Source organism: Sphingomonas profundi (assembly GCF_009739515.1).
GTDB classification, from domain to species: domain Bacteria; phylum Pseudomonadota; class Alphaproteobacteria; order Sphingomonadales; family Sphingomonadaceae; genus Alterirhizorhabdus; species Alterirhizorhabdus profundi.
On record NZ_CP046535.1, the window covers coordinates 3,125,055 to 3,143,765 of the forward strand.

Annotated in this window: 19 protein-coding genes; 14 read left to right on the forward strand and 5 right to left on the reverse strand. The window is 67.4% G+C overall.

Features of this window, described 5'->3' with window-relative positions; genetic code table 11:
* Window positions 1-126: 126 nt before the first annotated feature.
* Window positions 127-1,194, reverse strand: coding sequence for a glycoside hydrolase family 5 protein (locus GNT64_RS14990; protein ID WP_231639031.1), 1,068 nt, complete (start codon window positions 1,192-1,194; stop codon window positions 127-129).
* On the reverse strand, window positions 1,191-2,468 hold the full coding sequence (locus tag GNT64_RS14995) for a hypothetical protein (RefSeq protein WP_156680256.1): 1,278 nt from the start codon (window positions 2,466-2,468) through the stop codon (window positions 1,191-1,193). Before GNT64_RS14995 ends, GNT64_RS14990 begins: the two co-directional genes overlap by 4 nt.
* Window positions 2,469-2,651: 183 nt before the next feature.
* Here GNT64_RS14995 and GNT64_RS15000 point away from each other — a divergent pair, with 183 nt between their 5' ends.
* The 5 genes from GNT64_RS15000 (at window position 2,652) to GNT64_RS15020 (ending at window position 8,218) form a co-directional block, all read left to right on the forward strand.
* A complete protein-coding gene (locus GNT64_RS15000) occupies window positions 2,652-3,647 on the forward strand; it encodes an NAD-dependent epimerase/dehydratase family protein (RefSeq protein WP_156680257.1) in 996 nt (331 codons plus the stop codon).
* Between the two features lie 5 nt (window positions 3,648-3,652).
* Window positions 3,653-4,723 (forward strand): glycosyltransferase family 4 protein, encoded by a 1,071-nt coding sequence (locus GNT64_RS15005; RefSeq protein ID WP_156680258.1) that lies wholly within the window; start codon window positions 3,653-3,655, stop codon window positions 4,721-4,723.
* Window positions 4,720-5,850 (forward strand): GumK N-terminal domain-containing glycosyltransferase, encoded by a 1,131-nt coding sequence (locus tag GNT64_RS15010; protein ID WP_156680259.1) that lies wholly within the window; start codon window positions 4,720-4,722, stop codon window positions 5,848-5,850. Before GNT64_RS15005 ends, GNT64_RS15010 begins: the two co-directional genes overlap by 4 nt.
* Before the next feature lie 278 nt (window positions 5,851-6,128).
* On the forward strand, window positions 6,129-6,629 hold the full coding sequence (locus GNT64_RS15015; protein WP_156680260.1) for a hypothetical protein: 501 nt from the start codon (window positions 6,129-6,131) through the stop codon (window positions 6,627-6,629).
* Window positions 6,629-8,218, forward strand: a complete 1,590-nt coding sequence (locus GNT64_RS15020; protein WP_156680261.1) for a hypothetical protein — start codon at window positions 6,629-6,631, stop codon at window positions 8,216-8,218. The genes GNT64_RS15015 and GNT64_RS15020 overlap by 1 nt, the downstream gene beginning before the upstream one ends.
* Before the next feature lie 96 nt (window positions 8,219-8,314).
* Here GNT64_RS15020 and GNT64_RS15025 read toward each other — a convergent pair whose 3' ends face one another.
* Window positions 8,315-9,499: an acyltransferase family protein gene (locus GNT64_RS15025; protein ID WP_197277004.1), complete on the reverse strand. Its 1,185-nt coding sequence runs from the start codon at window positions 9,497-9,499 to the stop codon at window positions 8,315-8,317.
* 170 nt (window positions 9,500-9,669) lie between these two features.
* Between GNT64_RS15025 and GNT64_RS15030 the strand changes: the two genes are divergently transcribed.
* The 5 genes from GNT64_RS15030 (at window position 9,670) to GNT64_RS15050 (ending at window position 14,359) form a co-directional block, all read left to right on the forward strand.
* Window positions 9,670-10,950, forward strand: coding sequence for an outer membrane beta-barrel protein (locus GNT64_RS15030; RefSeq protein ID WP_197277005.1), 1,281 nt, complete (start codon window positions 9,670-9,672; stop codon window positions 10,948-10,950).
* A 14-nt stretch (window positions 10,951-10,964) separates the two neighbouring features.
* Window positions 10,965-11,834 carry an SLBB domain-containing protein gene (locus tag GNT64_RS15035; protein ID WP_156680264.1) on the forward strand — a complete coding sequence of 290 codons (870 nt, stop codon included), beginning with the start codon at window positions 10,965-10,967 and terminating at the stop codon, window positions 11,832-11,834.
* Between the two features lie 167 nt (window positions 11,835-12,001).
* Complete coding sequence (locus GNT64_RS21985) at window positions 12,002-12,670, forward strand: PEPxxWA-CTERM sorting domain-containing protein (RefSeq protein WP_231639032.1); 669 nt, start codon at window positions 12,002-12,004, stop codon at window positions 12,668-12,670.
* Window positions 12,671-12,835: 165 nt separating this feature from the next.
* Window positions 12,836-13,747 carry a hypothetical protein gene (locus GNT64_RS15045; protein WP_156680266.1) on the forward strand — a complete coding sequence of 304 codons (912 nt, stop codon included), beginning with the start codon at window positions 12,836-12,838 and terminating at the stop codon, window positions 13,745-13,747.
* 108 nt (window positions 13,748-13,855) lie between these two features.
* The gene (locus GNT64_RS15050) at window positions 13,856-14,359 is read left to right on the forward strand and encodes a retropepsin-like aspartic protease family protein (RefSeq protein WP_197277006.1); all 504 of its coding nucleotides are present in this window, start codon (window positions 13,856-13,858) and stop codon (window positions 14,357-14,359) included.
* Here the strand turns inward: GNT64_RS15050 and GNT64_RS15055 are convergent.
* A complete protein-coding gene (locus GNT64_RS15055; protein WP_156680268.1) occupies window positions 14,356-15,006 on the reverse strand; it encodes a PEPxxWA-CTERM sorting domain-containing protein in 651 nt (216 codons plus the stop codon). The genes GNT64_RS15050 and GNT64_RS15055 overlap by 4 nt on opposite strands.
* Window positions 15,007-15,107: 101 nt before the next feature.
* On the opposite strand from GNT64_RS15055, the gene GNT64_RS15060 reads away from it, so the two are divergent.
* The 3 genes from GNT64_RS15060 to epsI all read left to right on the forward strand — a co-directional run bounded on the left by GNT64_RS15060 (window position 15,108) and on the right by epsI (window position 17,489).
* On the forward strand, window positions 15,108-15,755 hold the full coding sequence (locus tag GNT64_RS15060; protein WP_156680269.1) for a hypothetical protein: 648 nt from the start codon (window positions 15,108-15,110) through the stop codon (window positions 15,753-15,755).
* A 154-nt stretch (window positions 15,756-15,909) separates the two neighbouring features.
* Window positions 15,910-16,764: an exosortase gene (gene xrt, locus GNT64_RS15065; RefSeq protein ID WP_197277007.1), complete on the forward strand. Its 855-nt coding sequence runs from the start codon at window positions 15,910-15,912 to the stop codon at window positions 16,762-16,764.
* Window positions 16,761-17,489 (forward strand): exosortase-associated protein EpsI, V-type, encoded by a 729-nt coding sequence (gene epsI / locus GNT64_RS15070; RefSeq protein ID WP_156680271.1) that lies wholly within the window; start codon window positions 16,761-16,763, stop codon window positions 17,487-17,489. The genes xrt and epsI overlap by 4 nt, the downstream gene beginning before the upstream one ends.
* On the opposite strand, the gene GNT64_RS15075 is transcribed toward epsI, so the two are convergent.
* Window positions 17,473-17,715, reverse strand: a complete 243-nt coding sequence (locus GNT64_RS15075) for an XrtV sorting system accessory protein (protein ID WP_156680272.1) — start codon at window positions 17,713-17,715, stop codon at window positions 17,473-17,475. The two genes, epsI and GNT64_RS15075, sit on opposite strands and share 17 nt — an antisense overlap.
* A gap of 76 nt (window positions 17,716-17,791) precedes the next feature.
* Here GNT64_RS15075 and GNT64_RS15080 point away from each other — a divergent pair, with 76 nt between their 5' ends.
* Window positions 17,792-18,625: a SurA N-terminal domain-containing protein gene (locus GNT64_RS15080; protein ID WP_156680273.1), complete on the forward strand. Its 834-nt coding sequence runs from the start codon at window positions 17,792-17,794 to the stop codon at window positions 18,623-18,625.
* Window positions 18,626-18,711 lie beyond the last annotated feature (86 nt).

The window sequence follows — 18,711 nt, forward strand, 5'->3', positions numbered from 1 at the left end:
TTGCAAGCTACCATCCACCTCATCGGATTACGCGATCACGACGCACTGCACAACGCGCTTGGACGGTGAATAAGGCGAAGCGGTTCGCACCGGCACAAGCGACATGGTTGACGGCGCGGAAACCACTCAGCGGCCGCCGGCGGCGAGATGGCGGGCGAGCACGGCCATCTGCGGCTTCGCAGCACCGCCGGTCGGTTGCACGCTCATCGCGTAGGGGCCCCACATCGCGCCCCCGGCCCAGTAGGTCCAGCCGAGCCACACGTCCGGCGCGCGGTCCATAGCGGTCAGCAGCGCGTCGAGCGCCGCGAGACACGGCGGCGTCGGCCCGACGCCGAACTCGCCCAGGAAACCGCGCGCGCGGTTGCGCCGCAGCCACTCGGTCGCGTCGCCGAGGCGAGCGGCGGCCGCTTCGGGCGCTACGCAATCCTCATGCGTGCCGGACGAGTCGCTATCGAGATACTGGTGCATCTCGAACGCCATGTTGTTCGCCGGATCCCGCAGGCCGGCCAGCGCGTCCGCATTGGAGGGCGTGCCGTTCGTCCAGGAATGCGCGCCCGACCAGCGGGTGCCGGGCACCAGCACGAGGTTCTTCGCGCCGGTCGCCCGGACCGCCTTCAGCGCCTCGGCGGCGACCCCGGCCCATACCGCCGCGTCGATGCCGTTCGGCTCGTTCATCAGCCCGAAGGCGATACGGGGATCGGAGCGGTAGCGCGTCGCCAGCTTCGTCCACAGATCCGCCAGGATGGCGCCCGACGTCGCGGGCTGATCCAGCTTCTGGCCCGCGAACTTGCCGTAATCGTGGACGTCGAGGATCACCAGGCGGAACCCGCGCAGGCCCTGCAGTGCCGCATCCAGACGCTGCATCTCGACGGGGTCGAGCGGCGCGAACGGCGCGGGCTGAAGGCGCCGCCACTTCACCGGCACGCGCACCGCCGTCATCCCCGCGGCGAGGAACGGACGGGCCACGGCGGGGGTCGGGTAGACATAGTCGAAGCCGTAGCGGCCGGGAATGCGCTTGCCGCCGAACTCGCCCGAGGCGAGGTTCACGCCGGTGAAGCGCTGCGGCAGGGGCCGCCCCGGCTTCGCGACAGGAGGCGCCGGCGCGGCCAGCAGCAGCGCGCCCGCCAGCGCGGCGGCACCCAGCGCGCCGCAGAGCGCCAGCGCGCGCCGCTTTCCCATTGGCCGGCGGATCATCGCACCGCCTCCACCGGCATGGTGCCCGCCCGCTCTTCCCAGACGACGCGATGCATCCAGCCGGCGAAGAACCAGACGAGCGCGGCCGTCTTGATCGAGAAGATCGAGCTGCCGCTGACCAGCAGCGAGGCGAACAGGTAGATCGGCAGGGCCAGCGCGACCCGCCGCCCGCGCCGGCCGACGCCGGGAACCCGGGTGAGCGTATAGGCGATCAGCATGATGGCGCCGAACATTGTGGTGGAATTGATGAGGAAGGCGTAGCCGCTGTCATAATAGCGCCACGCCAAGCCCACGTCGGTGCCGAAATACTGGCCGATCGTCATGTCGAAGATGTTCTTGAGCGCCCAGTGCACGCGAAAGACGAGATCGTCGGTACGCTCGTCGGCGAAGGGGTAGATCGCTAGGCCGGCCGCGAGGATCGTCGGCAGCACGAGCAGGTTCGTCCAGCGCGGGAGCAACGGGAAGACGAAGAAGCCGACCAGGAAGATCGCACAGAGCGACGAGGAGGCACGCCCGTTGTTCGAGATTGCGATCAGCACGGGCAGCGCGATCAGCAGGATGCGCTGCCACCGCCGGAACAGGTCCGCGCCGCCCATCAGCACCAGCGCCACCACCGACGCGAAGGTGGACAGGCTGACCTGCTCGATGAAGATCGACGAGGTGCGCGGCACGTTGAGGAGGCCGAAGCTGAATCGCCCCTCGAAACCGAGCGCATTGTTGAACAGGCCCGATTCGTTGAACTCGGAATTGCGGAAGCCGCGCGTGGACTCGAGATAGTCGGCCGGACGGAACACCGTGACATAGCTGTCGAGCGACACGATCTCCAGCAGCAGCACGACGAAGACGATCGCGCAGAGAATGGTGATAGTGGTGGTCGCTGTGCGGTTGGTGGCTCGCGTACCCAGCAGGGTGAACACGCCCACGATGGCCATGTTGCGGATACCATCGGGGTAGAACGCGCCGTTGACGAGCGAGATGATGACGCCGAGCGTCAGGCTGACATAGAGGAAGCCGAGCGGCACCAGATCGGCCATCGACAAGCGCGGCAGGATGACGAGCATGGCGGAGGCGAGGATCAGAACCTCCGCCAGCACAGCCGCCGATCCGCTGAGATGGAAGGCGTGCGCGTTGACGATGGCAAGCAGGCCGTTGTAGCCGCAGCCGAGGATGACCAGGGCGGACAGCGCGACCTGTTCCCACATGCCTGCGCCGGCACGAGACGCAGGATCGGCGCGCGGCGACAATGTGCTGGAATAGGGTGCGACGCTTGCCATTTCGGCTCATTCGATGGCGGGCGACCCGCTTGACACGCACTGATACGCACAGTCGCCGGTGATCGGCAAGCCGGCAGGGAGCCCGCCGTACCGTAATGATGCTTAACGCCGCAGTGCAGCACTAGCCACGTCCGGACGATTCGGATACGTCCGGACCGGATCATAACCGGCAGGGTGGTTTGAATGGCGACGGCGTCTGGCGAGTTCCCCTACGCTAAGGTTCTGGTGACGGGGGGCGCCGGGTTCATCGGCTCCCGCGTCGTTCCCAGGCTGGAGGCATTGGGCGTCCGGCAGGTGGTCGTCGACAATCTCTACGTCAACCTGCCCCTGCCCGACGCCCGCGACGGCGTGGTGCCGATCGAGGCCGACATCCGCGACGGTGCGGCCATGCGCGCGATCATCGCCGAGCATAAGCCAGAGGCGATCCTGCATCTTGCTGCGGTGCACCATATTCCCACCTGCGAGCGCGAGCCGCACCTCGCCTTCGACGTCAACGTCATGGGCACGCAGACGCTGCTCGACGCGGCGAGCGAGGGTGGGATCAGGGATATCGTGTTCACCTCCTCGGGCGCCGTCTACCAGTGGAAGGATGGCCCGCTGACGGAGGCCGCCACGCCGATCGGGGCGACCGACGTCTATTCGATCACCAAGCTTTCGGGCGAGTATCAGGTGGCGGGCTGGGCCGGGCGGACGGGCGGGCGGGCGCATATCGGCCGGCTGTTCAACACGATCGGCACCGGCGACCCGAACGGGCATCTGATCCCCGACCTGCTCTCGCAGCTGACCGCCGGCGAGGGGCCGGTGACGGTGAAGCTTGGCAACACCAAGCCGAAGCGCGACTATATCCACACCGACGACGTGGCCGACGCCTTCGTGGCGCTGCTGGCCGGGCTGAAGCGCGGGCCCGACGTGGACTATTTCAACATCTGCACCGGCAAGGAGCTGTCGGTGGCCGAGCTGGTGCAGCTGATGGGCGATCTGCTGCGCGTGGACGTGACGATCGAGAGCGATCCGACCCGCTTCCGCAAGATCGACCGGCTGCAGCAGCTGGGCGCGCCGGAGAAGATCCTGGCGGAGCGCGGCTGGCAGGCGCAGATCCCGGTGCGGCAGGCGCTTGCCCGCATCATCCGCGATCTCGGGCATACGGTGCATGAGGATGATGTGCTGAAGGCGGCCTGAGCCCGATGCGCATCCTCCACCTCCACAAGGATTTCGAGCCGCTGCGCGGCGGCGGCGGCACGGCCCGGCACATCCATGGCCTGGCCAAGGCGCTGGTGGCGGACGGGCACGCGGTGCGCGTGATCGCGCCCGATGCCGAGGCGACCGGCGCATCCTACGAGTCCGTGGTGGCGACCGCGACCGGCTTCGCCCCGCATGTCGCCTGGGCGGACGTGGTGCACGTCCACGGCGCGCGATCGAAATATGCGGTGGCGGGGGCGATCCGCGCGAAGCTGGCGGGCAAGCCGTTCTTCTACACGCCGCACGCCTTCTACGAGCCGCACGGCCCCGCCAACGCCGCGTTCAAGGCGGTGTGGGACCGCACCGCCGAGAAATTCCTGCTGGAGAAGGGCGCGCAGACCATCCTGCTGACCGACTATTGGCGCGGGTGGCTGAAGGCGCGCGGCATCTCGGACGCGCGCACCACCATCATCCCCAACTGCATCATGGAAGCCGACCTGATCGTGCCGCCGCGCGGGGCCGACGTGCAGCGGCTGGCGGGGCGACCGGCGCTGCTAACCGTCGGCCGGCTCGATCCGGTCAAGCGCGTGGGCGACATCATCAAGGCACTGGCGCGGCCGGGGCTGGCGCAGGCGCAGCTCCACGTCGTGGGCAAGGGGCCGCAGCGCGAGGAGCTGGAGGCGCTGGCCGGATCGCTCGGCGTCACCGATCGCGTGACCTTCCACGGCTTCGTCGACGATGCCGGCGTCGCGGCGATGGTGGCGGGCGCCGACGCCTTCGTCCTCGCCTCCGAGCAGGAGGGGCTGCCGACCGTGCTGCTGGAGGCGCTGATCGCCCACCTGCCGGTGGTCTGCACCCGGATCCCCGGCAATCTCGCGATCACCAGTGTCGGCGGCGTGGAGACGACCTACCCGGTCGGCGACATCGACGCGCTTGCCGCCCTGCTCGCGCGGGTGGCGGACGAGCGGATCGGAGACGAGCAGGTGGCGGCGTTGAAGCGCCACTTCACCTGGGAGCATCGCGCGCGCGACATCGCGGCGCTCTACACGGCGGCGCTCGGAACGCCGAAACGATGAGCGCGACCAAGGGCCGGGTCGTCTTCCTCTCGGCCTATCACGACTATCGGACGCCCAAGAAGGCGAGCATCCAGCAGGTGGCCGACGGGCTGGTGCGGGCAGGCTACGACGTGTCGTTCGTCTCAACCCGCTTCAGCCACCTGTCGAAGCTGACCGGCGATTCGCGGCTGTTCCTGTGGGACAGGGCCAATCGCGTGGAGATGGTGGACGGGGTGCGCTGCTATCTCTGGCGCACGCTGGCGCACCCGTTCGCCTCCCGCAGCGGGCTGCTCAACCGCGTGATGGACGCGATCTATCCGCTCTACGCGCGCCTCTCCGACCGGACGGTGGACGGGCTGTTCAGGGCGGCCGACTTCATCATTATCGAATCGAGCGTGGCGGCCATATCGCTGCGCCGGATCAAGGCGCTCAACCCGCAGGCCAAGGTGATCTACTACGCAACCGACCGGCTCGACACGGTGGGCGCGCATCCGTTCATCCGCCGGCGGCTGGTGGAGGATGCGGCGCTGGTCGATCACGTATGCCTGCGCTCTCCGAAGATGGTCGAGGATTTCCTCTGGGCGGGCGACCGGCTGTTTCGCGCAGAGTTCGGCATCAATGCCGATGATTTCGCGAATGTCGGCCCGAGCCCCTACCCCGCCGGCCTCAGCGCGATCGCGGTCGGCTCGATGCTGTTCGATGCCGACTTCTTCCGGCTGGTGGCACCGCGCGTGCCCGAGGTGCAGTTCCACGTCATCGGCTGCGGGACGAGCTTCGACGCGCCCCCGAACGTGACGGTGCACGCCGAGATGAAGTTTCGCGACACGCTGCCCTACGTCAAGCATGCGACGATCGGCATCGCGCCTTACCGGCCCGCCCCGGGGGTGGAGTATCTCGCCGAATCGAGCCTGAAGCTGGCGCAGTACGAGCTGCTGGCACTGCCGGCGGTGTGCCCGGATTTCGCGGTGGGCGACAACCCCACCCGCTCCGGCTATACGCCGGGCGACGCGGCATTGATGGAGGCGGCGGTGCGGCGGGCGCTGGCGATGGCCGGCGCGGTGGCGCCGCGCCGCTTCCTCAGCTGGGACGAGGTGGCCGAGCGGGTGCTGCGGCCCCAGGATCATCCGGAGGCCAGGCTCTCGGCCTGACGGCGCTTTCCGTCGTATTATCCGACGGTAGAGCCCGCACCGCGTGGCGCCTGTGGCGTCGCGGTTAAACCTTCTGCGCGCTCGACAACCGGAACTTTCGACGGCGCCGTGTCAATCCCGCTGATGCATCCTCGCAACGTCTTCGGCCAATCGCGCAACGTGAGGCGACGGAAGCCAAGCGGCACGCTGGCGTAACCAGATAGGTTATTTCCATTTTCCTACCTTACCTGAAACGTGAGACGAGGCGGCTGCAACACGGCTGTTCGAGGAGATATTCTATGCCCGACATCGACGCGCAGGTTCTGGCTCCGGGCGGCTTCGTTCCGAGCGTCGCTGTGGCGTTCGGCGCGAAGGGCGCCGTCGCCACGCCGGTGGATGGCGATCATCCGCTGCCCGTGGCGTTCGGATCGCTGGCGGTGGACGTGCGCTCGGCACCGCCGGCCGCTGTCGCGACCGCCACGATCGCGGCCGGCACGTCGCTGTCGCCGGTGGTCGATCTCGCCGGCGAGCGGCTGCACCGCATCGTGGTGCCGGCCGGCTGGACCGCGGCGGCGATCAGCTTCCAGAGCTCGTCCAGCGGCACGACCTTCGCCGACCTGTTCGACGTCAGCGGCGAGGTGACGCTCTCCACCTCGATCGTGGCAGGCGGCCGGGCGATCGTGGTGGATCCGGCGGTGTTCCTCGGCGTGCGCTACCTGCGGCTACGCTCCGGCACGTCGGCCGGCGCGGTGAACCAGGCGGCCGACCGCGCGCTGACCCTCGTGACGGTGCCGCGCTGATGCTGCGCGGTCAACGCCGCCGCGCGGTGCTGGGCCGGCGCAAGCTGCCGCCGGCGCCCGCCCCCGCCCGCTTGCTGTTCGCCACGCACAACCAGCAGATCGGGCCGAAGCAATCGAGCAGCGTGCCGGCGGGCAAGACCCGCTTCGTCGGGCGTTCGGCGCATGTCGTGTCCCCGCTGTCGGCGATGAAGCGGCTGCGGATCGGCTTCAACCTGTGGTCGCTCGACGACAGCGCCCCCTATGAGGTGACGATCGCCGGCGGCTACACGCTGAGCGACGTGTTCCTGGAATATGGCGGCGCATCCGTGCGGCTCGGCTTCTCGGGCGCGAACGGGCGCACGATCGACGGCGCCGCCTACATGTACTTCACCGACGACATCCTGCCGTCCGCGTTCGGCGCCGCCGAGTTCGCCGCCGGCGCGACGATCTGGGTGCGCTATCAGGGAGACACGACGGCCGGGCAGGTGCTGCCCTCGGGCGCGCTGGTGGGCTCTGCCAGCGGGATCACCGTGCCGTCGGGCGCGAGCTTCCGCCTCTACGATCCGGCCAACCATATCGAGCAGGTCTCCGCCACCGGCGCGATGGCGACGCCGACCGGGGCGAGCACGCATCCGGCCGGCGCCTTCGGCCTGGTCAACGCGGTTATCGGCGAGTTCGCGAGCCCCAACACTCCGGCGACGATGCTGCACGGCGACAGCATCTTCTCGTTCGGCCAGGGCCCGCGCACGCTGGGCTGGGACGCGGCGGCGGCGAACCTCTCCACCCAGAGCTATCCCGGCCTGCTGTGCGCCAAGATCGGCGCGGGGCTGAAGGGCTATGCGGCCGCGCACGCCTATCGCGATCAGCTGTTCGCCCACGCGAATTGCGCGATCGTGGAGGACGGGACCAACGACATCAGCGCCTACAACCAGACCTTCGCACAGATCACGACGAACATGCAGGCGATGTTCGGCGCGATGCGCACGGCGGGCGTCAGGCAGATCCTGCGGCCGAGGCTGCTGACCAACGTGTTTCCCGGCATCGGCATTTCGGCACTGTCCTATGACGGCGGCACGGGCAAGGTGACGGCGACGGTCGACAGCACGGCGGGCCTGGTCAACGGCGCCAGCTACCGCGTCTCGGTGGTGGGCGGCAGCAACTGGGGCAGCGCCGGCGGTGCGGCGGGCACGCCGATCACCGTGCTGAGCGGCACGCAGGTGACCTATACGCCGGTGGGTACGCCCAGCGGCACACCCACCGTCAACAGCGCGCAGGTGACGTACCTGCACGACGACTTTCGCTCGAAGGCGGCGATGCGGCCGAAATCCGGCTGGGGCGCGGGCGAGTTGCGCGACCAGCTGCACACGCAGTTCGCCGCGTGGGCCGGCGACGGCACGGTAAGCGGCGTGCCCGATTCGCTGACCCCGGTGGCCGATGCCGGCGACAATCACTACTGGAAGACGGACGGCACCGGCGGCACCGCATCGGGCACGAGCAACCTGATGGTCTCAGACGGCGTCCACCCGAGCAGCAACGGCCTGAACCTTAGCGCGGCGCCAACTAAGGCGGCACTCGCCGCGCTGGTGACCGGGGGGGTCTCGTTCGTCTAAGACGGATCGACGATGGTCTGTATGAGGCCGGACCGAGAACGCGCCATACGGGCAGTCCTGCTCCGGTCTACAAAGAAGTATGGCAATCGAGTCGCGTTAGCCCTTGACGCCCGCGACTCGGTCGCCAGCGCCTCGCGGCGCAAGCCAATCGCCGATGCGCTCAAACAGCCAGATCAGCCACTTGCGCGTCGCTACTCGTGCGGGCTCCTCCAGCAAGCGGAACGACAGAGCACAGGCGCATAGGATCGTTCCCAGCAAAACCAACAATTTCAGCGGCAGCACTAGAGCGTCGAAAGCTGTACCTTTAACGAGCAGGTAGATTATCGGGACGTGAAGAAGATATATCGAGAAGCTATATTTTCCGATTATCTTCATAACGCGATTGGAGAAAATGACATTTGCGAGTTGGCTTTCAAACGTGAACGCAAAAACCACCCAGCCAAGCAGAAATAGTTTACCAAAATCCTGATAGTATTCGTTGTGCTTAAGATCAAATTTGGACGTTGGATAGATGATCGATCCGGCTATTTCTTGTGGAAGCAGCAGAAACATAAGAATTAATAGTGCACTCAGCTGCATCGCTATCAGTGGACCTCGTGCGATCTCGCCTTTGATGTGACGCCGCAGAGATGCCAAGCCGATCCCGACCAAGAATATGTGGAGCTTGCTGAGCACAAAAATGCCGGGCCACATCGATCGGAAAGTGACTGCTAGGATCGTAGTAAAGGCAGCAGACACAATCCAAGGCTCCGCGCGGGCGCGCGGTATGCTGACGATCCACCACAATAGCGGAAATAAGAAGTAGAATTGGAACTCCGGACCGATCGACCAGAAAACGGAGACGCTTCCACCGAATGTCAGATGCTTTGCCAATTGCGTTCCGTTCATCGCAAACGGGAATGCAGGATCAGCAAGGCGGCCTATGAGAAAACCCGCCATCACGGTTGCATAGTAGAGCGGAACGATCCGCGAGACACGGGCTGCAAAATATACGCGCACCCGACCGGCGTTGATCGGCTTTGCCATATACAAGTGGCCCATCAAAAAGCCGCTGAGCACGAAGAATAGGAAAACGCCGTAATTGCCCAGCGGTCCGGTGACAAACGTATTGATTCCAAACTCGTGCAGGTGCCCGATGACCACCATCAGCGCCGCCCAGCCCCGAAGCCCGTCCAGCGGCCCGATGTGGCTCTGCAGGGCATGTGGCAGCCCGCCCTGCCCCTCGCCGTCGGCCGGTGCCGTGTCGCGCGCGATGACCTCGCCCGTTTCCACCACCTGCATCTGCACCTCCGGTAATGTATGACCGATTCGCGGGTGACATGTCGCTCGAAGGCGGCATAAGCCTTCGCCTGCGATATTGCACCGCCGCATTGCGTCATGCGCCAGCGATCGTTTACAATTTGACGCGACATGTCAGGTACGCGAGAAAAGCACGAGAAGGGGCGACGTTCTTGCGGTACTTAGACGGACATCCGGCCACGGAGCGTGGGCAGGCGTGGCGACTCGGTCGGCCCGCGCGCCGCGAGGCGTGTGGCATAATCACCTTCGCCCTCGCCACGCTGGCATGCACTGCGCCGGCGGCGGCACAGACGCGATCGGCGCGATCGCCGCTCGTCACCGCGATCGCCGGCAATACCGAACGCTTCGTCCTGGCGCCCGACATCTCCGCGACCTACGACACCAACGTGTTGCGGGCGAGCGACGCGCGCCTCGCCGGATCCAAGGACAATATCCGCGTCGATCCCGGCGTGGCGGTGCGGCTGAACCGCATCTTCGGGCGCACGCGGGTGTCGCTTGCCGGGCGTGCGGGCTATGATTTCAACAGCCGTTTCAAGCAGTTGAACAACGCCCGGATCGATCTTGGCACCGGGATAGATACCGGCGTTGGTTCTCTCTGCCATATCGGCGGAGACGCGCGGGTGCAGATCCAGCAGTTCGAGCTCGACGAGCTCGACGTCAACCAGGGCGGCTCGCTCCACATCCAGACCTATGGGGTCGATGCCGGCTGCGATCGGCCGGCGGGCATATCGCCGCTCGGCAGCGTCGCCTATCGCAAGCTGAGCAGCGACCGGCGCGCGCTGTTCAACTACGACGTGCTGACCTACACGGCCGGCTTGGCCTATGCGCGGCCGAGCCTGGGCGAACTGACGCTGACGGGCAGCCGATCGAAGATCGACCGCTACAACATCGCGCAGGTGCTCGGCTTCGAGGACAATACGGTGACGGACCGGATCGAGCTGGCGCTCTCCCGATCGGTGTCGCCGCGGCTGCGCGGGCGGCTCGGCGGCGGCTACCTGCACGCCAACCCCCGCCGGCCGGGCGTGCCCTCGTTCGGCGGATTCTCGTTCGACGGCGAGATCACCTACCTGCCGATCCCGCGCTTCGCCGTGCTCGCATCCGCCTCGCGCGATGCGCAGAGCCAGGCCGGGTTCAACGCATCCTATACGATCGTCGACAGCTATCTGGCGCGGGTGAGCTACACGATCACGCAGCGCAGCGCGGTGGATGCGACGTTCACGCAGACCCGCCGTCGCTTCCGCGGCGAGGATCCGCGCCTCAGCATCGCGCGTGGCGGCGATCTTACGCGCAACATCTCCGCCGGCTACACGCTCGACATCCGCCAGACGCTGCGCGCCGGCGTGCGCGTGGGCCATCGCTGGCGGGACAGCCAGAATTCCCTGTTCGACTATGATTCGACGAGTGTCACCGTGTCACTCGGCGCGCGCTTCTGATCTGGGTGGACAAGATGATGCACTTCAATGTTCGCGTCGCGGTTTCGGCACTCATGCTGTGCGCCGGCACCGGCCAGGTGGCCGCCCAGGTCGCCTCCGCCCCGGCCATGCCCGCCCCGCCCGCCGCGATGCGACCCGGCGACGGCTACGTGCTGGGCGTGAACGACGAGGTGGAGGTGACGGTGTTCACCTCGCCGCAGAACCAGGTGGTGCGCACCCGCATCAAGGAGGACGGCACGATCAGCCTACCCTTCATCGGCACAATCACCGCGCGGGACCGTACCGCGCGGCAGCTCTCCGCCGATATCGCCACTGCGCTGCGGACCGGCGGCTTCTTCACCAAGCCTGTCGTCAGCGTCGATGTGACGCAATATGTCAGCAACTCCATCACCGTGTTCGGCGAGGTGAATGCGTCGGGCGTCTATCCGCTGGACCGGCCGATGTCGATCGGGATGATGATCGCCCGCGCAGGCGGCGTGCGCAACGGCGGAGCCGACTACGCGATCGTGCGGCGCGCGAACGACCCTGTCGAACATCGCGTGCAGCTTGCCGCGCTGAGCGGCGAGTGGAGCGGCAGCACGTCGCTTCTCGCCGGCGACGTCGTCTACGTGCCGGTCGCCCCGACGATCTACGTCTACGGGCAGGTGAACAGCCCCGGCTCGTTCCCGATTCTCACCGGCATGACGATCCGGCAGGCGCTGGCCCGCGCCGGCGGCCCGACCCTCGCCGGATCGGAGCGCAAGATCTCGATCTACCGCGCCGGCAAGACGATCAAGCAGAATCGATCTCGAGAGTGCGGTGCAGCCTGGCGACACGCTGTTCGTCCACGAACGGCTGTTTTAATAAGCGATCTTGTTACATTGGCGGTTTTCCGCGGTTTTTGATCTTGGCTAGCGCTGGCGTGTTTTGTGGTGGGACAGTTTTGTCAACAAAAATTGCCTCCATCCCGGTTGCGCTGCGGCACGAAAATGGATAGTTAGGTGTTTGTAAACGATGTGAACGCGCCCGGCACGCGGGAATGCGAGATCGTCAATGTTGGGGGTGCGTACGTATGTGGATCAAGGCAATCGGCATTAGCTTGGCAGCTTTCGTGGCGGCGGCGCAGCCTGCGTCCGCAGCGGTTCGTCTCGTTTCCGCGGCCGTAACGGGCGCCAGCGGCACGGTCTGGAATACCAACAACACCGACACGTTCTATACCCTGTTCCTGCAGAGCCCGGTCGGCACCTCGCTCAACCCGAACGACGATTATTCGCCGTTCAGCCTGAGCACGGGTTCCAACAACTTCCTGAGCGTCGGCGACGGCTTCCCGACCGGAGCGGCGACGAACCCGGCGATCAACTCCGATCTCGTCTACACGATGACGCTGAACCTCGACAACGGTATGGGCGGCGCCATCAAGACGCTGACCGGCGACTACAACACGGTCACCAACACCTTTACCTCGACCAGTGGGCCGGCTCGCTTCTTCGGTCGCGACTATACGCTCGATGGCTTCAACTATAACCGCGGCCGCTCCAACCTCGTCGGCGCCTACTCGGTCGCGTCGCGTGTGAACCCGGTGGGTCCGGGCTCGACGCAGGATTATCTCGGCGACTTCAACGTTGCGTCCGTGGCCGTCGTGCCGGAATCGAGCACGTGGGCGATGATGATCGGCGGCTTCGGCTTCATCGGTGGCGCGCTGCGTCGTCGTCGCGGCCTGGCCTCGCTCGCGACCGCCTGAACGATTGGTACAGGCGGACGCTTGGTCTGCCTGTCTTTCCGGGTGTGAAAGCAGCCCTCCGCGCGAGCGGGGGGCTGTTTTCTTTGTCGCCTCGGCGATGGCCGACATGTCCCCGGTGGCACCTAACCGCTTTACATTCGGCGAGCGGCCGAAGATGTTCACTCGATGAAGTCTTCGATATCGACTGGATCCGGGGCCGATGCTCCGGCGGATCGACGCAAGCGCGCCCGCCTCATAGTCCTGCTGGCCTGCGGCTGGGCCGCCTTCGTGGCGCTGCTGTTCCTGTGGCAGGCCGTCAGCTATCGCGGGCTGATCGTCTTTCTGGCCGAACAGCAGTTCAACCTGTTCGGGCGCTATTACCCTCTCCTCAGCTATCTGATCCTCACCCTGCTGTTCGGCTCGCCGATCTTCTTCTTCGTGCGCGGTCGGCTGTGGGAGCCGGAGGCGGTCGCCAGTCACGCCACCGCCGCCGTCAATCTGCTGATGGGCTTGCGTCGCTTCATGCGCGCCATGTTCATCGCCGCCGCCTTGTGCGTCCTGGGCGCGGCGGTCGCCGCCCTGTCGATGCTCACACTGCCGGACATGAGCGGACCGGTTCAGACCGTGGATGTCGCCGCGCAGCCGCTGGAGGTTCACGAGGGGGCGACGCTGCTGCGCGGCAACATCGTCTACATGCGGACGGCTGCCCTGACGGAGGATCTGTGGACCGCCCGGCGGGAGACGCGCTTCGCTCCGGTCGTCGCCGACGCGAGCGGACGCACGATCCGCTACTTCGTGGAACTGCGGCAGGACGAAATGGTCGTGGCCGGGCGCCCGCTGGAAACGCGGCGCGGCATACTCCGCCGCGACGGTCTGCCGGGCGAGCTGCGGCAATTGTTCCGCTATGCCGGCTACATAGTGCCGGAGCCGCACTATGTGCTCTATGCGAGCGAGGGGTCGCTGCGCTGGGGGCGTACGGTCGTGGCGTCCAATCTCGCGATCGCCGCATTATTCTTCGTGCTGCTCGGTCTCTGGCAGCTTTTCGTGCTGCATCGCACCACCCGCAGACTGGACGGCGACGCGCCGGCATCGGCGTAAGCGGAACGAACCGTCCCGATCCGCAGTGGGCGAGAACATTCGTTCGTCAAGGCCGGATTAAGCCTGCCTGCAAGGATGGCCTTCAGGCGGATCCGGCATAGCGGGGGCATGGCAAAGCTTCCCGTCCTCACATCCGCCTGCCTCGTCACGGCGTTCCTGTTCTCGGGCGATCCCGGCCTGGCGGATCTGCTGCCCGGCCAGCGCCGGGCGGTCGACACGACCGTCGCCGGCGAAATCCAGGCCGCCCCGCCCCGCCCCATCGCGGAGGTGAACCGCAGCGGGGACGGGCTGTTCTACGTCAACGCGCTCGTCAACGGCACGCCGGTGCGCTTCCTGATCGATACGGGCGCGAGCGTCACCATCCTCCGCCGGGCGGACGCCAGGCGCGCCGGCGTGGCGCTGCACGGCCCGCGCGGGCGCATCGGCACCGCGGCCGGCGCCACCGCCATGCGGTGGTCGCACGCGAGGAGCCTGCGGATCGGCCGACACGAGGTGCGGGATCTGGACACGCTGGTCGTCGATCGTGGATTGCCGGTCTCGTTGCTCGGCCAGAACATGCTCACGAAGCTCGGCTCCGTGACGATCAACGGCAACCAGCTCCACCTCAGCTAAGGGTGCAGGGTCTCTCGAGGGCTGCGCGTGGGCCTGCCCCGTCGACCGCGCCGCAGCGCGATCGCGAGCATGGCGAAGCCGCCGATCAGCATCGCCCAGGTTCCCGGCTCCGGCACGGGTGGAACCACCGTTCCGCCGCCGCCCGGATTGTTGCCGCCGCCGCCGGGAAGCGTACCGCCACCCCCCGGAAGCGTCCCGCCACCGCCCGGCCCCGCAGGCGCGTTCGGCGTGACGAGGCTGCCGCCGTTATTTCCCGCGACGAGGGGACCATTCGGCCCGCCGAACCCGCCCGGAAGCGGACCAACGGCGCCGATGGGATCGGCGAACGCCAGCAGCGGCCCGTCCGCGCCCGGCCCACCAACTCCCGGCACACCACCCACCGGACCACCCACGGGGCCCGGACCGCCAACACCACGGCCACCGCCCACGCCACCGCCACGTCCGCCGCGACCGGGGAAGCTGACGACGGACGGAAGCACCTGCGCCACGAACGCACCCGGCAGCGCACCCGGCCCTTGCGTCAGGAACAAAGCCCGCTCGTTCCGCGCTTCCAGCCCTACCCCAAGCGTGGCTGCCACCAGCAGGGCGACACCGGCCACCCGCCGGTTGCGCAGTACGGCCTGCAGGTCTGACGGAGTGGCACTCATGCAAGATAACCTTCATGAATTGCGGGCCAAGATCAAGCGCGTTATGCGATACACATGAGACACCGCTTCGGTTGCAAACCGCCTTTTTCCCGCGATTTTGCATGGCGTTGAACGTTAACGATCCGCGCCGGATCGTCGTCGCGGCGGGGCTGGCCGCCTTTGCCGCCGGATGCTCCTCCGCCCCGGCGCCGCTAGACGACTCGGACAAAATCGTGCGCGCGACGATCCGGCTGCTGGCATCGGAGGCAAATACCGTCTGCGTGGACCGGACGACGAGCGGCAAGCCGCTGGAGATCTTCGCCAACATGGCGAGCGGCCCGCCCGAGGTGCGGCACCTCGTTGGATGGAGCCCGCCGCGCCCGCTCGGCGCGCCGGTGCAGCAGGTGTCCCGCGGCGATGCGCTCACGCCGATGTCCACCCGCCTCGCGGAGCCCGGTGGCGACGGCGCGCGCCTGCCGCCGCTGGAACAGTTCCGCCTGAACGGCGCGGCGCGCGCGCTGATGCGCCAGCGCGTGCTGGATGCGGTCACGGTCCGTCCCGAATGGGCGCCGCGCGTCGTGGCCCGCCCGTGGCTGGTCAACCGTTTCGATCCCGGCTGCGCGCCGCGCTACGTGGTGTCGCCGCCGGTGCGCGCGCGCGAGTTCGCCTTCGTCACCGTGAAGGCGGATCATTGGGGCGTCACCTACGCGCTCTCGCCGGTGGCGGGGGACTGGCGCCCGGTGGCGGAATGGAGCCGCTGGCTCTACTAGCGACGGCATCGCCCGCATCCCGCACTGTTGGTTCGTTAACCCGCCCATGCTACAAAATGCCCGGGCGCTTCCGCCCTTGTTCGGGCGGCATGGCATGGCATCAGGTGCGCGAGATACCACGGTGGCGGGGCTGCCGCCTCCACCGCGAAGCGGCATGGTTCCCGGTGGTCTGCGTGAGACGCTGGCCGCCAACTGGCTGTTCGCGCTGGGCCTCGCCGCGCTCGTGCTGCCGACCTTCTACCGGCTAGCGAACTGGAGCTGGTCCGGCGACGCCGGCGGCCACGGCCCGATCGTGCTGGCGACGGGCATATGGCTGATCTGGCGCGAGCGCGCGGTGCTGAGCCGGGGGGTGGCGCAGCGCTTCCTGCCCGTCGGCCTCGCGCTCTTCGCCGCGCTGGCCGTCTACATGGCCGGGCGCATCACGAGCGTGCTCGCGCTGGAATGCGGTGCGCTCTACGTGATCCTGCTGACCCTGGCCTATCTGCGTTACGGGCCGGCGGTGTGCCGCCATTTCTGGTTCCCATGCATCTACTTCCTGTTCCTCATCACCCCGCCGGAAAATTGGCTGGTGGTGGGCACGCAGCCGCTGAAGCTGGCGATCTCCGATCTCGCGGTAAGCACGCTCTCCGCCCTGGGGCTGCCCGTCGGCAGCACCGGCGTGAACATCCAGGTGGACAATTACCAGCTCCTCGTCGCCACCGCCTGCTCGGGGGTCAATTCGCTGATCGGCATCAGCGCGCTCAGCCTGTTCTACGTCTACGTCCGCCACGGCAGCGCACCGCGCTACGCCCTGCTGCTGACGGCGCTGATCCTGCCGATCGCGATGGTGGCGAACTTCCTGCGGATCGTGCTGCTGATCCTCATCACCCTGCAGTTCGGCGAGGCGGCGGGGCAGGGCGTCACGCACGATGCCGCCGGTATCTTCGTGTTCATGCTGTCCATGGTGCTGCTGATCGGGCTGGATGCGGTTCTGCACCCGCTCGTCTCCCGCTGGGGGTTCCGGCGATGAGCGGCGATCTCACCGCCACGGGCCAGCCGATGCCGCCGGCGGCTTTGCACCGGCGCGGCATGCTGCTGGGCGGGCTGTTCCTGGCGACAGCGGCGGCCACGTTCGCACGGCTGCCACGGACGCGGATCGAGGCCGTGCCCGAAGGCACGTTCGACGCGGTGGTGCCCGGCCATGTCGGCGCGTGGCGGGTCGGTGCCGGCGACACGTTCGTGCTGCCGCCGGAAGACACGCGCGACACCAGCAAGATCTACCAGAACCAGCTCACCCGCACCTATGGCGACGGCGTGAACGCGCCGGTGATGCTGGTGATCGCCTATGATCGGGCGCAGAGCGGGATGCTGATGATCCACCGCCCCGAATCATGTTATCCGGGTTCCGGCTTCACGATCACCGCGACGCGCGATGTCGCGCTCACCCTTCGTCCCGGGCTGCAGGCCAACGCCAAGTTCCTCTCCACCGAGCGCGGCGATCGGGTGGAGCAGGTGCTCTACTGGACGCGCATCGGCAACAGCTTCCCCCGCGACTGGGACGAGCAGAGATGGACGCTGGCCATGCAGAATGTCGCGGGGCTGGTGCCGGATGGCGCGCTCGTCCGCATGTCGATGATCGAGGCCAACGCCCAGCTGGCGCTCGCCACATTGACGCGCTTCGCCCAGACGCTGTTCGCCGTCTCCGGCGGCGAGGGCCGCGCCCTGCTCGGCGGGCCGCTCAGCGCGGCGGGCTGAACGGGCGGAGGACGAAGTGAATATAGGCTAACGTACCGACGAGCGCGATGACGGCTGGAATGTGATAGCCGTGATTGCCCAGCCAGTTGCCGCCGGCGCATCCCAGTGCCGGCGGCAGATAGTGCCACATCGAATCAACCAGCGTATCGGCGGTCGACCGCTGGAGGAGCAGGACCACCAGACCGGCGAAAACCGCCAGCGACAGCCAGTCATATATGGTTTCCATTCCAGTCTCCGATACGCATGGCGTGACAATGGCCGCGCGACCCGCTTACCGCAGTTCATTCAGAAAGGTCTTGCCCATGTTGGTCCCCCTCCATACCCGCGCCCCGCTCCGCTGCGCGCTGATCCTGGCGCTGCTCGCCACCGCCGCCTGTGGCGAGCGGAAGCCCTCCGGCCAGACCGTGGCGACGGTCAACGGTGAGGACGTGACGCTGAGCGAGCTGAACCTGGAGGCCAAGGGCGCTGCGACCAAGGAGGGCCGCGCCGCCGCGCTGCAGGCCATCATCGATCGCAAGCTGTTCGCGGAGGATGCCCGCAAGCAGGGGCTGGAGAAGGAACCCGCCTACATCCTCGAACAGCGCCGCGCGGCCGAGCTGCTGCTGGCGCAGCGGAACGTTGCCGTGCTCGTGCGCAACGCGCAGCGGACGCCCAGCGAGAGCGACGTCAACGCCTATCTCGCGCGGTACGGCGGCGCCACCGGCGGCCAGCGGATCCTCATGGTGGATCAGCTGCGTTTCCCGGCGCCGAAGACGGAAGCCGAATATGACGCGCTCAAGCCCGTGAAGACGAATGACGCGCTGGCCGAGATGCTGCGCGGCCGTGGCGCGGCGGTGAACCGCGGCACGATCGACGTGGACAGCGCCACCCTGACCGACGACGTGCTGAAGGCGCTGCTCACGTCCGGCGAGCCGATCATCACGGTGCAGGGCGGCATGGCGATCTCCAGCCAGCTCGTCGGATCGCGGCCCAGCGAGCGGAGCGGCACGGACGTGGCCGAGATCGCGCGCAAGCGGCTGGTGCTGGAACGCGTCGACGCCGCGATCAAGCAGCGCGCCAAGGCGCTGCGGGACGAGGGGCAGATCACCTACGCGAACGACTACAAGCCGAACACCGCGGGCGGCCAGGCCCGCTAGGGGCTTCTCCCCGGCACCAAGCCATTATCTGCAATCCTGCGCGGCGGGGACGCTGCGCAGGATCGCAGCACCGGGAGCACGCCGCT